The 14,875-nt window shown below is 66.5% G+C and carries 13 protein-coding genes; 5 read left to right on the top strand and 8 right to left on the bottom strand.

The genetic code is table 11. The features are described 5' to 3' along the window. Window positions 1-8 precede the first annotated feature (8 nt). Genes IBX22_RS27605 through IBX22_RS27595 form a run of 3 tightly spaced genes read left to right on the top strand, consistent with a single transcriptional unit; the run spans window position 9 to window position 2,519 of the window. Complete coding sequence (locus tag IBX22_RS27605; RefSeq protein WP_194818603.1) at window positions 9-416, top strand: carboxymuconolactone decarboxylase family protein; 408 nt, start codon at window positions 9-11, stop codon at window positions 414-416. Window positions 417-429: 13 nt separating this feature from the next. Further along, on the top strand, window positions 430-1,914 hold the full coding sequence (locus IBX22_RS27600; RefSeq protein ID WP_194818602.1) for an FAD-dependent oxidoreductase: 1,485 nt from the start codon (window positions 430-432) through the stop codon (window positions 1,912-1,914). A gap of 11 nt (window positions 1,915-1,925) precedes the next feature. Further along, window positions 1,926-2,519, top strand: coding sequence for a TetR/AcrR family transcriptional regulator (locus tag IBX22_RS27595; RefSeq protein ID WP_194818601.1), 594 nt, complete (start codon window positions 1,926-1,928; stop codon window positions 2,517-2,519). A 39-nt stretch (window positions 2,520-2,558) separates the two neighbouring features. On the opposite strand, the gene IBX22_RS27590 is transcribed toward IBX22_RS27595, so the two are convergent. From IBX22_RS27590 to IBX22_RS27575, 4 genes are all read right to left on the bottom strand, one after another. Further along, complete coding sequence (locus IBX22_RS27590; RefSeq protein WP_194818600.1) at window positions 2,559-3,308, bottom strand: SDR family oxidoreductase; 750 nt, start codon at window positions 3,306-3,308, stop codon at window positions 2,559-2,561. A gap of 1,024 nt (window positions 3,309-4,332) precedes the next feature. Beyond that, window positions 4,333-5,205, bottom strand: a complete 873-nt coding sequence (locus IBX22_RS27585) for a DUF559 domain-containing protein (protein WP_194818599.1) — start codon at window positions 5,203-5,205, stop codon at window positions 4,333-4,335. 337 nt (window positions 5,206-5,542) lie between these two features. Further along, window positions 5,543-7,126, bottom strand: a complete 1,584-nt coding sequence (locus IBX22_RS27580) for a GMC family oxidoreductase (protein WP_194818598.1) — start codon at window positions 7,124-7,126, stop codon at window positions 5,543-5,545. Between the two features lie 388 nt (window positions 7,127-7,514). After that, on the bottom strand, window positions 7,515-7,862 hold the full coding sequence (locus IBX22_RS27575) for a DoxX family protein (protein WP_194818597.1): 348 nt from the start codon (window positions 7,860-7,862) through the stop codon (window positions 7,515-7,517). Between the two features lie 101 nt (window positions 7,863-7,963). On the opposite strand from IBX22_RS27575, the gene IBX22_RS27570 reads away from it, so the two are divergent. Beyond that, complete coding sequence (locus IBX22_RS27570) at window positions 7,964-8,842, top strand: sigma-70 family RNA polymerase sigma factor (RefSeq protein ID WP_194818596.1); 879 nt, start codon at window positions 7,964-7,966, stop codon at window positions 8,840-8,842. A gap of 78 nt (window positions 8,843-8,920) precedes the next feature. Here the strand turns inward: IBX22_RS27570 and IBX22_RS27565 are convergent, their stop codons facing one another. Both IBX22_RS27565 and IBX22_RS27560 read right to left on the bottom strand, forming a co-directional pair. Beyond that, entirely contained in the window at window positions 8,921-9,271 is a 351-nt protein-coding gene (locus IBX22_RS27565; RefSeq protein ID WP_194818595.1) for a DoxX family protein, read from the bottom strand. A gap of 119 nt (window positions 9,272-9,390) precedes the next feature. Continuing rightward, window positions 9,391-9,867, bottom strand: a complete 477-nt coding sequence (locus IBX22_RS27560) for an HAD-IIIC family phosphatase (RefSeq protein ID WP_194818594.1) — start codon at window positions 9,865-9,867, stop codon at window positions 9,391-9,393. Between the two features lie 308 nt (window positions 9,868-10,175). On the opposite strand from IBX22_RS27560, the gene IBX22_RS27555 reads away from it, so the two are divergent. Next, window positions 10,176-11,396 (top strand): CdaR family transcriptional regulator, encoded by a 1,221-nt coding sequence (locus IBX22_RS27555; protein ID WP_194818593.1) that lies wholly within the window; start codon window positions 10,176-10,178, stop codon window positions 11,394-11,396. Here the strand turns inward: IBX22_RS27555 and IBX22_RS27550 are convergent, their stop codons facing one another. Together IBX22_RS27550 and IBX22_RS27545 are read right to left on the bottom strand one after the other, a co-directional pair. Beyond that, on the bottom strand, window positions 11,397-12,395 hold the full coding sequence (locus IBX22_RS27550) for an alpha/beta hydrolase family protein (protein WP_194818592.1): 999 nt from the start codon (window positions 12,393-12,395) through the stop codon (window positions 11,397-11,399). Next, window positions 12,392-14,533: an MMPL family transporter gene (locus IBX22_RS27545; RefSeq protein WP_228539491.1), complete on the bottom strand. Its 2,142-nt coding sequence runs from the start codon at window positions 14,531-14,533 to the stop codon at window positions 12,392-12,394. The genes IBX22_RS27550 and IBX22_RS27545 overlap by 4 nt, the downstream gene beginning before the upstream one ends. Between the last annotated feature and the right edge of the window lie 342 nt (window positions 14,534-14,875).

Genomic DNA, 14,875 nt, shown 5'->3' with positions numbered 1-14,875 from the left:
GAACAGCCATGAGCGACAACACCGCCAACGGCGCTTCCGACTCCGTCCGCGAACGCGGCCTGGCAAAGATGGCCGAGGTCTACGGCACCGAGTTCCAGAATTACCCCGGCGACCACTTCGCGATGACCGCCGACCACCTCTTCGCCGACGTGTGGTCCCGCGAAGGCCTCAGCATCCGCGACCGCCGCCTCCTGCTGCTCGGCGCCCTGACCGCGCAGAACCTGATGGACACCGCCGGCATCCAGATCGGCGCGGCGCTGCGCAACAAGGAACTCTCCGAAGCCGAGTTGCACGAGATCGCGTTGTTCCTTTGTCATTACGTGGGCTGGCCCAGCGGCACCAAGCTCGACATTCTGATAGGCACCATTGTGGCGCAGCAGAAGAAGGCCGCCCGCCAAGAGCAGTCCGAGAAGTAAGGATCCACCGAACATGGCCGACTCCACCACCATTCGCCCACTACCTGCCGCCGAGGTCACCGAGTGGGATCTGCGCGCCGACGTGGTGATCGCCGGCTACGGCATCGCCGGGGTCTGCGCCGCCATCGAAGCGGCCAGAGCCGGTGCGCAAGTGCTGATCCTGGAGCGCACCGGCGGCTGGGGTGGTGCGGCCGCGATGGCGGGCGGGCACATCTACCTGGGCGGCGGGACGCCGCTGCAGCACGCCCTCGGTTTCGAGGACACACCCGAGAACATGGAGAAATTCCTGCTCGCCGCGGTCGGGGCGGGCGCGGACAAGGCCAGAATCGCCGACTACTGCCGGGGCAGCGTGGATCATTTCAACTGGCTCGTCGAGTCCGGAGTTCCGTTCAAGGAGGAATTCTGGGGTGAGCCGGGTTGGGAACCGCCGCATGACGAGGGACTGAACTACTCCGGTGGGGAAAACTCCGCCCCGTTCAACGCCATCGCCACCCCCGCCCCGCGCGGTCACGTCCCCCAGATGACGGACAAGAAGGTCGGGCAGCGCAGCGGCGGCTACATGCTGATGAAACCGCTGTCCGAAACGGCCGAAAAGCTCGGCGTCCGAGCCGAATACGACCTTCGGCTCCGGCGGCTCGTCGTCGACGAGACCGGCCGCGTCGTGGGCGTCCGTGCCACCCGATTCGGCGAGGACGTCACCGTCCGCGCCGAACGCGGTGTCGTGCTGGCCACCGGCAGCTTCGCCTACCAGCAGCAGATGATCGAAAATCATGCCCCACGGCTGATCGGACGCCCGGCCGCCGCCATCGAGGAGCACGACGGCATCGGCATCCGGCTGGCCCAGGCGCTCGGCGCGGACGTCGCGCATCTGGACGCCACCGAGGTCGCCTTCTTCGGCGACCCCCAGATGCTGGCGCGCGGCGTCCTGGTCAACGGCCGCGGGCAACGCTATACCGCCGAGGACACCTACGGCGGCCATATCGGCCAGCGCACCCTGATGCAGCAGGACAACCAGGCCTATCTGATCATGGACGAAACCGGTTACGAGGAAGCGCTTTCGACCGTCACCGCCACCCCTTTCTTCCGGCAGCCGCCCAAGTGGGCCGCCGAGTCCATCGCCGAACTCGAAACCGAGATCGGGTTGCCGGAGCAGGCACTGCAAACGACCATCGACACCTACAACCTGCACGCGGCCAAGGGTTCCGATCCGCTACTCGGCAAGAAGCCGGAATGGGTTCGGCCGCTGACCGGTTCGTTCGCCGCGTGGGATATGCGGGGATTCACCGCCGGATTCACCCTCGGCGGCCTGCGCACCGATCTCGACGCCCGGGTGCTGCACGTCTCCGGCGAACCCATTGCCGGATTGTTCGCGGCCGGCCGCTGCACTTCGGGCATCTGCACCGGCGGCTACGTGAGTGGCGCCTCGCTCGGCGACGGCAGCTTCTACGGGCGGCGTGCGGGCATCGCCGCCGCTATTTCCGAAAACGCGACCGAGTAGGATCCAGACACATGTCCGAAGCGCAGTCCATCGACGGTACCCCCATCATCATGGAGGCCACCCGCCGCCGCCTCACCGGCAAGCAGGCCGACACCGTCGACAAACTGACTCGCTCGGCCGTGGAAGTGCTTGCCCGCGAAGGCTTCGCGGGCATGACCATCCGTCTGGTAGCGGCCGCCGCCGGCGTCGGCACGGCGACGGCCTACACCTACTTCTCCTCAAAGGAACACCTGGTCGCCGAAATCTTCTGGCGCCGACTGGTTTCCAACCCGTCCCCCGCCAGCGAGGACCCGGACCCCACCGTCCGGGTCGTCGCGGAACTGCGCACCATCGCCATGCTCGTCGCCGACGAGCAAGAACTCTCCGGCGCCGTCACAAGCGCCCTGCTCGGCCGCGACCCCGACGTCGAGCACCTTCGCACCCGCATCGGGGCCGAAATCCGCAAACGCCTCATCCGCGCACTCGGCCCCGACCCGGACCTGGAAATCGTCGAATCCCTCGAACTCATCTACGCCGGGGCCCTCGTTCGCGCTGGCATGGGCTATGCCTCGTACTCCGAAATCGCCGATCTCATCGAGAAATCCGCGCTGCGGGTCCTGCGGTAGATACGCGCGTCGGGACCGATACCGGTCCGGCCGTCTCCGCTAACGCCCACCTGCGGCGTCTATGAATGCGCCCGTCACGTACGACGCTTGTTCCGACAGCAACCACACGATGGCCTCGGCCACTTCCTCCGGCCGGCCGCCCCGGCCCATCGGCAGCGTGGGCGCGACCCGATCGACACGCCCCGGCTCCCCACCGTCGGCATGCATCTCGGTATAGATGAACCCCGGCCGCACCGAGTTCACCCGAATCCCTTCCCCCGCGACCTCCAACGCCAGCCCACGCGTAAACGTATCCAGCGCCCCCTTACTGGCCGCGTAATCGACATACTCCCCCGGCGATCCCAGCCGCGCCGCCGCCGACGACACATTCACGATCGCACCCCCGCGCCCGCCGTGCTTCGTCGACATCCGCCGCACCGCGTTCCGCGCACACAGCATCGGCCCGATCACATTCACCGCCATCACCCGCCGCAGCCGTTCGACGTCGAGTTCCTCAGCCCGGCACTGCTTCTCGAGTATCGCGGCATTGTTCACCAACCCCCGCAACCCCCCGAACTCCGCATCAACAGTCGCGAACAACCCCTCGATATCCTCCGCCTCCCCCATATCCGCCCGCACCGCCAACGCCACACCCCCACCCTCGACAATCTCCCTGCAAACCTCCTCCGCCGCCCCCACGTCCCGCCGATACGTCACACAAACCAACTCCCCCCGCCGCCCCAACTCCAAAGCCACCGCCGCCCCAATCCCCCGGCTCCCACCGGTAACCACCACACACCCCGAACCCACAGCGCACCTCCCACTCCAACTTCCAAGTCGCTGGCCACGCTACCGCCGCCCCTCCGGCCCAAGCCCGTTTCTTCTCGAACCCAAGCCCCCTCTTTCTTCGACCTCCACTCCTGTCAGATCCGCCTCCACTCCTGTCGGATCCGCCCGTGCATCCGATGCCTTCCGTGCCTGTACTTGCTGTCTTTAAAAGTGGACCTGGTGCGTTCACCCCGGTCCAGCATGAACAGTTCACATAGTTAGATGCGCATATCTACAATCGGGGATGTTTGTCGCCGCTTATCGCCGCTTCCCGGATCGCTAGGCCCTCAACGGACGTGCAGGCACCAGCCGAGCAGCAGCAATGGTCAGACGATGCGGTCACAACGAAGGAAGCCGCAGCACCTCACACACTCCCCCGACCGCCGCCAGCAACGAGTCCAGGCCTTCCGATGAGCCCTCCCTGCCCACATCGATGCCACGAACACCCAATTCGATTGCCTCACCCGATGAATGAAGCGCTCCCCTGCCGACGCATCCTCCCCCGCAATCAAGATCAACAGGCACCCACAGCGCTCACTCCTGGCCGATGCCGCCACTAGGTCCTGATGATCTTGCTAACGCTGGTTTCATCGCACGCAGCAGGGACTGGCTGATCTGGGAACCGATCAGAGGCCACCACCCGCGTCGAGGATTACCCGGGCACGATCAGCTGGATCCAGCACGACGAGCGAGCGCCACCAACGACCGTGTCAGACGTACTGAATCAAACGGATGCCGCCGCCGAACAGGGCACCCAACACACAATTCACAGCCGAGCGATCAAGATCAACAGGCGCTCATGGCGGGGCCTTCTCGCGAAATGCCGCCACCAATGCCTGTTGATCTTGATCAGCTCTGGCCACGGGTGATCGCGAACGGAGCGGACGCGACTGACGGCCGGCCATCACCAGACTCTGAAATTCAGCGGCTCATTAAGCGGGCCGAGCGCATGCAGGATCCTCGGCGGCGACTGTTCCCGACCTATGCCGCCACGAGTGCCTGTTGATCAGGGGAGCAGGACCCCGCGAGCGTGGCGGGCAGCTCGGACGCGGTCGACGATGATGTAGGTGCGGTTGCGCAGATGGTCGGCGCTGACGCGGATGATGATCCAGCCCAGGGCTTTCAGCATTTCCCAGCGGTCGATGTCTTTCGCGCGCTGTTCGGGATCCAGCCAATGCTGGGCGCCGTCGTATTCGACGGCGATCTTCAACTTTTCCCAGCCCATGTCGAGCCGCGCCACGAAGCGATCCGAATTGTCGCGGGCGACCAGCTGCGTCCTCGGCCCATGGAAGCCGTTGTCGATGAGCAACAGTCGAAGCCGTGACTCCTGTGGCGACTCGGCTCCCCCATCCATCAGCCACAGCGCTTCAGGCAACCGGTCCAACCCGCGATACCCGGGGTGCTCCGCGAAAACCTTGGCGACATCACCGATCGCGACCCCCGTTGCGGCACTGAGGGCATCCAGAATCGGCACCGCGCGATCACGCGACAACCGGCACCCCAGGTCGAAGGCGGTGCGCGCCGGCGTAGTGACCGTGAACCCGCCGATATCGCAAACCTCATGTGCGGCAAAGATCTGCTGCGTCGCACGAATCCCCGCCGGCGCTCTACAGTGCCGCGGACGAGCAACTTCAGCCGGCAGACCCGAATCCAGCCACCGTGTCCCGTGCATCGCAGCGGCGGAGTACCCGACCAACACTCCATCCCCCTTCGCCCAATACCCGGCGGCCCGAGCCCGACCCACCGCATCGAGCTCCCGCCCCTTGGGCAGATAAACCCCCGGGTAAACCCGCATGAAGTTGTGCCGCAATTCCCACCGCGAAAGCAGCCCCGCCGCCACCGCCCACGACCCCGAAAACGCCTCATCCAATGCGCCCATGCCGCAGCACTATCCCCCACCCCACCGACAACCCCGCCGCACCAAGATCATCAGGCACTCATGGCGGCCACCCCTCGCCCGATGCCGCCACCCAAGCCTGTTGATCTTGAAGTTCCCCGACTCGCCAATCCAACATCAGGCGCTCGTGGCGAGCGCACTGGATGCGCCACCGATACGTATCCATCTCAACGCGCCACGCTGCCAGTCCCAATCAATCTGACTCACAACATGCTTGGTTCCCACGGCCCCAACTCATCATGATCAACAGGAACTGGTGGCGCGAGCTACTCGGCCGATGCCGCCCTCAATGCCTGTTGATCTTGATGGGTGAAGGAGGTTAGGTGGTGAGGATGAATTTGGCGGCTTGTTCGCCGATGAAGACGGCGGGGGCGTGGGTGTGGCCGCGGATGAGGAGGGGCATTACCGAGGCGTCGGCTACTCGGAGGGCTTCGGTGCCGCGGACTTTCAGGTGGGGGTCGACGACGCTGGCGGGGTCGGTGCCCATGCGGCAGGTGCCGATTGGGTGGTAGAGGGTGTGGGAGTAGGCGTTGAGGGCGAGTTCGAGGGTGGCTTCGAGTTCGGGGGGCGCCTTCGGCGGGTAGATGAGGGGGCCGAGGACAGGTTTCAGCGCCGGGGTGGCGGCGAGGTTCGCGCAGACGCGCAGGCCCGACATGATGGCGGCGCGGTCGGCGCCTTCGCTGTCGGAGAGGTAGCCGGGATCGATCACCGGTTTGGTGGTGGGATCGGCTGCGGCCAAACTGATTCGGCCGCGGCTGTGCGGGCGGAGCAGGACGGTCGCCAGGATGACTCCGTGCTCGGTCGGGTCCTGTAGTCCTTCGTAGAAGAATGGTGCGGGCGCGTAGATCAGCTCGAGGTCGGGGAGTTCGAGATCCGGCCGGGACCGCACGAAGCCGTAGGCCTCGCCGACGTTGGAGGTGAGCATGCCGCGGTGGCGGATCAGGTAATCGATGAGCTGCCTGGGCTTTTCGGCATCGAAGAGGGAATCGGACGGGACGCCGTAACCGATGCCCGCGACCAGGTGGTCTTGCAGGTTCGCGCCTACCTCGGAATTGTGTTGCACGGTCGCGATGCCGTGGCGGCCGAGTTCCACCATGTCCCCGACACCCGACAGCATCAGCAACTGCGGGCTGTTGATCGCGCCGCCGCACAGCACCACTTCGCGACGCGCGGTCACCGTGAAAGTCTCCGGGCCTTGGCGGTATTCGACGCCCACCGCCCGTTTCCCGTCGAAGATCACCCGTGTCGCCAGGGCTTCGGGGAGCACTGTGAGATTGGGCCGACGCATGGCCGGTTTCAGATAGGCGTCGGCGGTGCTCCAGCGGCGGCCGCGACGCTGGGTCACCATGGTCTGACTGAATCCGTCGGGCTGCGGGCGGTTCGGCGACTCGACCGAATACCCGGCCTCCTGCACCGCCGTCAGATACGCCGCCGTCGAGGCCCGCGGACTGCGCTGTTTCGAAACATACAGCGGGCCCGTCGCTCCCTCATCCGGATACTGTGCGTCCTGCACGTTCTCGATCCGCCGGAACTGCTCGATCGCCGCGGCAAATCCCCATTCGTCGCCAGCGAGCAACCCCCACTCGTCGTAGTCGGCCCGGAACCCGCGCACCCACATCATCGCGTTCATCGAGGACGAGCCGCCGAACATCTTGCCGCGCGGCCAATAGATCTGCCGGTGGTCCAGCTCAGGCTGCGGTTCGGTCAGGTAATCCCAATCCACTTCGGAGCGAAACAGTTTCGAGAACGCCGCCGGAATATGCGTGAATTTGTTCTTATCCGGTGGCCCCGCCTCCAGCAGCACCACCTTCGTGCCCCCGTCCGCGCTGAGCCGGTTCGCGAGCACCGCCCCCGCCGACCCGGCCCCCACGATCACGTAATCCGCAGCTAGCTCCGTGGTCATAGCCTGACTCCAATCCGCACCCGCGCCTTCCAAACATACGAGCCCCCTCCCGCGTACAGCCGGGTTTCTCCAAAACAACTGGAGACAGCGCGTGGCGCACAGGACTTCCGCTCGGCGCCATCAAGATCACCAGGACTTGGTGGCGGCGTCGGCCGAGTAGTCCCGCCACCAATTCCTGGTGATCTTGTTGATCGCGCCTTAGACGGCACGTGGCGCACCAGCTCTCCGCTATCCCGCCCGCGATCATCGCGTAGAAGGTGTTCTGCAATCTGGCCCGTGCTTCGAGCCGACGCCGCCCGCCGAGGATGGTCCGGAGGCACCATGATCACCAGGCTTTAGTGGCGGCATCGGCCGAGTGGCCCCGCCACCAATTCCTGGTGATCTTGTTTCAGGCGGCGGCGAACAAGGCGGCGGAGGCGGCCGCGGTGAGGAGGTAGGGCATCGGGTAGCCGAGGTGGGAGTAGAAGCGGGCGCGGAGGATGGTGGCTACGGCCAGGAGGAAGTAGAGGGTGAGGCCGAGTGCCGCGGCCAGGGCCAGTGGGGGCACGGCGAGGCCGACGAGTAGGCCGATGGCGCCTGCGGCCTTGATGACGGCGAGGGGGTAGAGGGTCCATTCGGGGACTCCGTACTGCTTCATATTCTCGCGGACCCATTGGGCGCGAAAGACATCGATGAGTGCGGCGACCGCGGCGGACAGGGCGGCTAGGACGGTGAAAATGAGGTAGGCGGTGTGCATGAGACCCTCCTTGGTCGGTGTGCCTGGCGTCTGGGATGGTGAAGGCGGCCGGCACGTGGGCCGCTATAGGGATGACGGATGCCGACGGCGATAGGTGACAGGTGGGCGGGCAGGAATTACTGGCGCGGCGCTTCGAGGGACAGCGCGAGCACTTGCGCACCGTCGCCTACCGCATGCTGGGGTCGTCGGCCGAAGCCGATGACGCGGTCCAGGAGGCCTGGTTCCGGCTCGCCAAGGTCGACGCCGGGGCGATCGAGAATCTCGGCGGCTGGCTGACGACGGTGGTTTCGCGGATCTGCCTGGACATGCTGCGCTCGCGGGCGTCGCGCCGAGAAGATCCGCTGGATGGGATCGGTGCGGTCGCCGACGACAGCGATCCGGAACATGAAGCGGTGCTGATCGATTCGGTAGGGCGAGCTCTGCTCGTTGTACTGGATACCCTCGGCCCCGACGAGCGGGTCGCCTTCGTCCTGCACGACATGTTCGCGGTCCCCTTCGACGAGATCGCGCCGATCGTGGGCCGCACCACCGCAACCACCAAGAAACTGGCGAGCCGCGCCCGGCTCCGTGCTCGCGGCGACTCCGCCACCCCGAGCCCCGACCTCCAGCACCAGCGACAGGTCGTCGACGCGTTCCTCGCCGCCGCCCGCGACGGCGACCTCGTGGCCTTGCTCGAGGTATTGGCGCCCGATGTCATCCGCTCCGCCGATCCCGCGGCCCTGCCCGCCGGCATGGCGGTCGTGGTCCGCGGAGCGCAAGCGGTTGCGAAGGAAACCGTTGTCCTGCAACGTCGTTCGCAGGTCGCCGCGCTCGCCCTGATCGACGGCGCTGTCGGCATCATCGTCGCACCGAGCGGAAAACTCCTACTGGCCCTGCGCATCACCGTCACCGGCGACCGCATCGCCGCCTACGAGGTGATCGCCGACCCCGCCCGCCTCCGGGACCTCACCATCGCCGTGCTCCCCGACCCCGCTGCGTAGCACCAAGATCATCAGGCACTGCGGGCGGCATCGCCCGAGTAGGCCCCGCCCACTGTGCCTGGTGATCTTGGTAAGGACTCACATGGTGAGCAGGCGCAGGACCAGGGCGGCGATGGCGAGGGCCAGGATTGCGGCTGGGACGCCCATGTTCTTGTAGTCCTTGGCTTTGACGTGGAAGCCCAGGGCGCCGAGGAAGTACAGGATCAGGCCGATGGCGGCGGCGATGCCGATCGGGGGCCACCAGAGGCCGATGAGCAGGCCCACGGAGCCGGCCAGCAGGGCGGCGGCCAACGGGTTGAGCCAGGTGTCGGGGACGCCGAGGGTCTTGTAGCCCTCGACGAACTCCGGTTTGCGGGAGAATTTAAAGTAGGCCGAGGGAATGAGACCTACGGCCAGCAGAACAGTGATGATGACGGTTGCGACGAACATAGCGTCTCCTCGAGTGCCACCCCCGTTGACCGTTCCAATGTAGAGCCAAGCGGCGGACGGGGGAACAGTTCGAGGCGGAATGACGCGCGGTGACAACGGGTTCCGGCGTCACCCCGCCGCTACAGCGCTGGTACCCGATCGAAGCCGATGGGCGGCGTCGGTGTCGGACGCGAGTGCAGCACGGGCCGGAAGTCGGGCAGTGCGGTGAGAACGTCCACGTTGCGGGCCGCGTAGCAACGGACCCGCGGCAGGGCCTGGGCGACTTCGGCGCGTTCGATGGGTTCGGCGTCGACGAAGGCGATGGCGTCCAACGGGAGTCCGAGCGTGTGGGCGATCCGGGTGATCGCGGAAGACTTTCGGCCCCAGCCGATTTCGACGGCGGAGAACATGTCGTAGAGGCCGTGCCGGTAGAGGGCGTCGAGGGTGCGGGCGCGGTCGCTGCGGCTGGCGACGGCGTGCCAGATGCCGCGGTCGCTGAGTGCGCGCAGGGTGCGCAGCGCGTCCGGTTTCGGCGTGGTGCCGGTGGCGTCGCAGACGACGCCGTCCCACAGGGTGTTGTCCAGTTCCCAGACAAGACATCTCAGAGCCGGTCGCATCCGCCTGCCCCTATCCGTTCGTCGCACCACTCCGCTTCCCACCTTGCGCGCCCAGCACATCTCCGGCAAGCCCCCGGTTTTCGGGGTGCCGGCCCATCGTGGGCGATACTACCGGTACCGGCAGCCCCGCGGTCGATTCGAAATCTCGCGCTACCCCGGCGGATTGATTACAACCTGTGCAAGATCACAATTCGCCTGGTGGGCCGCTATTCGATCGCACATTGCCCACGGATTCGATCCGTGCCGGGCATACTGCGGTTAGTGTGAATGCTCCACACAGCAATTTCGGGGGTGGAAGGAAGTCGCCAATGACCGTCGACAGTTCGGCTCGACCGAGCCTGACTTTGTCCGGCAAACCGATGTCGTCCTCACTCAAGGACGTTCGCTCGCTCTCCCGGCAGATGGTCGGTCATTTCGTGGAAAACGTGGCGCCGTGCGGAACGCTGCCCGGCGACGCGATCACCGGCGACGTCACCACCATTACCCGGGTCTGCCTGGAGTTCGCGGTCAGCATGCTGGACGGGAACGACATTCCCGCCAAACTCGCCCGGCTGCAGGAGGCGGCGGCGGCCTGGGCGCGCGAGGGCGTGCCGATCGACACCATCCACCATTCGATCCACGAGGGTTTCAAGATCGGGCTGGATCTGGTGGTGTCCACCGCCGACATCAAGGACTATGACAACCTCGTCGGCGGCGCCAAGATGGTGCTGGAGATGCTGGACCAGATCACTTCCGCCATCTCGGTCGCCTATGTGCGGGAGTTGCGGTCGGTGGTGAGCGAACACCACACCGCCGTGCACACCCTGACCTCGGCGCTGCTCGGCGGGCACAGCACCTCGACCATGGCCCGGGAGTGCGGCATCTCCGTCGCCGCCTCCTATGACGTTGTGGCGGTGGCGATTCCGCCGCATCGCGAGGAAGCCAACCCGGCGGTGGACAGGCAGGTGGTGGCGCGGCGCAAGCTGCGGCGGGTGCAGGCCGAGCTGGCCACGCGCTGTGCCAACAACGCGCTGTCGCTGCTCAGCGTGGACGGCGGGACGGTACTGATTCCGGCGGGCATGTTCGAGAGCGCCGAGTTGGACGCGCTGATCGTGCAGCTCGCCCAGGCCGCGCAGGTCGGTATCACCGCGACCCTGGTGCAGGCGACGCCGGACCTGATCCCGGACGCCGCGGATCAGGCGCATGAACTGCTCGACATGGTGCAGCGCCTGCAAGCGGTGCCGGGCCTCTACCGGTTCGACGAGCTCGCGCTGGAATACCAGCTCACCCGCCCGGGCCCGGGCCGCGAATACCTCGGCTCGCTCCTGAACCCGCTGGACGAGCACCCCGAATTGCTGGAGACCCTGCAACGCCACATCGCCAACAATCTCAACCGCCAGCGCACGGCCCGAGTTCTGCACGTGCACACCAACACCGTCGACTATCGGCTCAAGCGCATCGCCCAGCTCACCGGCTTCGATCCGGCCCAGCCCTCCGGGTTGTGGTATCTGCGTTCGGCTTTGGTGGCCCGCTCCTACCGCGCGGCCTGATCACCGCTCGGGCAGGCCGAGTCCGCGGGCCAGCACCGGCCACGAATTCTTCAGCGCCTCTTGCCAATAGCCCCAGGAGTGCGAGCCCGTGGGCTGGAAGTCGAAGGTGGCGGGGATGGCGAGGCGGTCGAGTTTGTCGCGCAGGTTGTGCGTGCACCAGTTGACCGCGGCTTCGATCACCCCGCCCAGTAGCACCTGGTTGACGAAACCGCGGGGCCCCGGCTGCATGTGGGTGCCGTTGTAGACGTCGTACATGCCGGGCACGCCGGTGCCGGTGGAGACGTACAGTTCCGTCCCGCGCAGCTGCTCGGCGTGCAGGTACGGGTCGTTGGCCGCCCACATCGGATCGTCCGGTGGACCATACATGTTCACGGTGTTGCCGCCGCCCCAGCTCTCCACGGCCAGCTTGATGAATTCGCGCCCGACCGGGTCGCTGGTCTGCGCGCAGCCGCTGTAGGCGGCGACCGCCCCGTACAGCCCGGGTTTCGCGATCGGCAGCTGCAGGACCGAGGTCCCCGACGTGGACAGTCCGGCAATGGCGTTCGCGCCGGTGGTGCCGAGTTCGGCGTCGATGAGCGGCGGCAGCTCCTCGGTGAGGAAGGTCTTCCATTTGTAGAGACCGAGTCTCGGGTCCGGCGACCGCCAGTCGGTGTAGTAGCTCCACTTGCCGCCGACCGGCTGCACGACGTTCACCTGCTTGCCGGACAGGAAGCCGAGCACGTCGGTGTTCTTCTGCCAGGTGGCCGAATCCTGGCCGCCGCCACCGCCGTTCAGCAGATACAGCGTGGGGCTGGGCACGGAGCGGTCGGCGGGGCGCAGCACGTCGACCATGATGTCCTGGCGCATGGCGGCCGAATAGACGCGCAGCTGCACGGTGCGCTCGTCCTTGGGCCAGGAGCCGGTGATGGTGGCTTGATCCGGTGCGGCGACGGCGGGTGGCGCCACAACCACCGATGCGGCGACCGCCGCCAGGACCTGCACCCAGGTGCGTAGTTTCATCGGATACTCCTTACGAGGTCTGCCTCGGAATGTGTTGTGGGAGTGGGCTTCAGCCAGGCAGGCGCCCACCAGCACGCCTCGCCCAGCAGGCGCATGGCGGCGGGCACGAGCAGCATCCGCAGGACGACGGCGTCGATGAACAGCGCGGCGAGCATCCCGTAGGCGATGTACTGCATCATCAGCAGATCGGAGAACGCGAAAGCGCCGGTGACCGCCATGAGGATGAGCGCGGCGGCGGTGATGATGCGCCCGGTCCGCGCGGTGCCGATCCGCACCGCTTCGGCGGTGGACGCGCCGGCCTCGCGCGCCTCCACCATGCGTGACAACAGGAAGACCTCGTAGTCGGTGGACAGTCCGTAGACCAGGGCGATGATCAGCACGAGAACCAGCGCCATGATCGGCTGCGGGGTGAAGTTCAGCAGGCCCGCGCCGTGGCCCTCGACGAAGATCCAGGTCAGGATGCCCAGTGTCGAGCCGAGGCCCAGCGCATTGAGCACAGCGGCTTTCAACGGCAGAACCAGGGACCGGAAGGCAAACGCCAGGAGTGCGGTGGTTCCGAGGAGAACCAGCACGATCATCAGCGGCATCCGGCGGACCAGCGCGTCGATGCTGTCCTGCCCGATCGCGGGCTGCCCGCCGACCAGCACCGTTGTCCCCTGCGGTAGCGGCATCGCCCGCAGGTATTCGATTGCCGGGCGGGCATTTTCGGAGACCGCGGCCTGGGTGACGAAGACATTTCCGTTCCCGCGCGAGGGCACGCTGAAGGGACCGGTCAGGCCTGGTGCCCGATCCACCTGCGCGCGAACAGCTCCCACGTCGAGAGGGTTCTCCGAGACGATCAGCAGCTGGATCGGGTCCGCTCCGCGCAGTGGAAACAGCTCGTCGAAGTGCTGCTGCGCCAACCGGGTCGGATGGTCCGGCGGCAGATACCGCTCGCTGATGGCGCCGAAGGCGAGATCGCCCACCGGGAGGATGAGCAACAGCAGCACCCCGCACACCGGAATCGCGACCCGCAGCGGATGTTTCAGCACCCAGTCGCAGGTTCGGCCCCAGAAGTCACTCGACCCCACCCTGCGGAACCGGGTGAACCCCAGCATGTCCACGCGCCGACCGAGAATGCATAAGGTCGCGGGCAACAGCGTGACCGCGATCAACGCGGCCAGCGTGACGGTGGCGATCGTCCCGAAGGCGAACGACCGCAGAAACCCGTGCGGGAACAGCAACATCGCGCTGCTGGCAGCGACCACGATGATCGCCGACACCACCACCGTGTGTCCTGCGGTGCGCACCGTGCGCCGCACCGCGTCGGGCACGTCCCGGCCGTCCTCGAGTTCCTCCCGGAACCGGCTCACCATGAACAGCCCGTAATCGATGGCCAGCCCCAGCCCGATCATCGAAACGACGGGTGCGACAAATGAATTCACCGCGCTGAAGTGGGTGAGCACGCGCACCACGCCCCAGGCGGCGAGCACGGTCAGCCCGCCTGCGACCAGCGGTAGCGCCGCGGCGACCACCCCGCCGAAGACGAAGAACAGCAGAATCGCCACCGCCGGGATCGCGAGCAGCTCCATACGCTGCTGGTCCTCGGCCATGGTGTTGCTCAGCGCTCCCCCGACGGCCTGGCCCCCCGCCACCTCCACGGCCAGGCCCTGGACCTCGAAAACATCCTCGACCTTGCGGAAGTTGCGGGCCATCTCGGTGCTGTCCGCGCCTCGGATGGCGACGGCGGCGAAGGCGTGCTTCTTGTCGGAGGTGCCGAAGAAGGGCTGCGCCACACCGGTTTCGGTCTTCCAGTAACTGCCGTTGATCTTGCTGATCTCTCCGGGGAACCGCCGCGGCAGGCTGTCCAGATGCTGGGCGACCCGGCGGCCGAACTCCAGATCGTCGATGGTCTTCCCGTCGGGCGCGTGGAACAGCAGCAGCACATCACTGGAGTGATCGCGTCCGAACGCCGCATCGTGCAGCACTGCCGCCCGCACCGATTCCGAGCCCGGATCGTCCCACCCGTCGGCGCTGAGCCGATCCCCCAAACCCAATCCGTAGAGCCCGAGTCCGAGCAATGCCGTCAGCACCACCCCGATCACGGCGAAACGCTGCCGGACGACGAGATCTCCCCAGGACGTGAATCCGGCGAACAACCGGGCTCCTCTTTTCGCTGATGCCGAGCCAGGTCGGCCGTTGTGCATTGCACGAAAAATTCCGGCAACGGCCGGCGCGCCCGACAGTACCGATATAGCGGCCATTTACCGGTGATCTACTCGAACCTTCTCCGGGCGCACAAGCCCGACCGCCGCCGAGCTGTGAACTACCACTATCGGCAGCGTATGGCGCTGCAGGAACGCGAACATCCGGCAATTTGGTGCGATTCACAGTCCCGCCCGGGCACCGCTGTGCACTGCCAAAATCTTGCGGCACAGGCATTCTCGGGCCAACCGGCCGTGAGTACCGTGATCGAGATCCGGCGGTCCCGCGAAAGGCGG

Origin of the sequence: Nocardia sp. XZ_19_385 (genome assembly GCF_015355755.1) — a bacterium.
Classification (GTDB): domain Bacteria; phylum Actinomycetota; class Actinomycetes; order Mycobacteriales; family Mycobacteriaceae; genus Nocardia.
The sequence above is the reverse complement of the archived record's forward strand: the minus strand, read 5'-3'. Positions and strand labels throughout refer to the sequence as shown.

Coding starts and splice junctions, on each gene's coding strand:
- IBX22_RS27605 (WP_194818603.1), top strand. CDS start 9: ATGAGCGACAACACCGCCAACGGCGCTTCCGACTCCGTCCGCGAACGC.
- IBX22_RS27600 (WP_194818602.1), top strand. CDS start 430: ATGGCCGACTCCACCACCATTCGCCCACTACCTGCCGCCGAGGTCACC.
- IBX22_RS27595 (WP_194818601.1), top strand. CDS start 1,926: ATGTCCGAAGCGCAGTCCATCGACGGTACCCCCATCATCATGGAGGCC.
- IBX22_RS27585 (WP_194818599.1), bottom strand. CDS start 5,205: ATGGGCGCATTGGATGAGGCGTTTTCGGGGTCGTGGGCGGTGGCGGCG.
- IBX22_RS27580 (WP_194818598.1), bottom strand. CDS start 7,126: ATGACCACGGAGCTAGCTGCGGATTACGTGATCGTGGGGGCCGGGTCG.
- IBX22_RS27575 (WP_194818597.1), bottom strand. CDS start 7,862: ATGCACACCGCCTACCTCATTTTCACCGTCCTAGCCGCCCTGTCCGCC.
- IBX22_RS27565 (WP_194818595.1), bottom strand. CDS start 9,271: ATGTTCGTCGCAACCGTCATCATCACTGTTCTGCTGGCCGTAGGTCTC.
- IBX22_RS27560 (WP_194818594.1), bottom strand. CDS start 9,867: ATGCGACCGGCTCTGAGATGTCTTGTCTGGGAACTGGACAACACCCTG.
- IBX22_RS27555 (WP_194818593.1), top strand. CDS start 10,176: ATGACCGTCGACAGTTCGGCTCGACCGAGCCTGACTTTGTCCGGCAAA.
- IBX22_RS27550 (WP_194818592.1), bottom strand. CDS start 12,395: ATGAAACTACGCACCTGGGTGCAGGTCCTGGCGGCGGTCGCCGCATCG.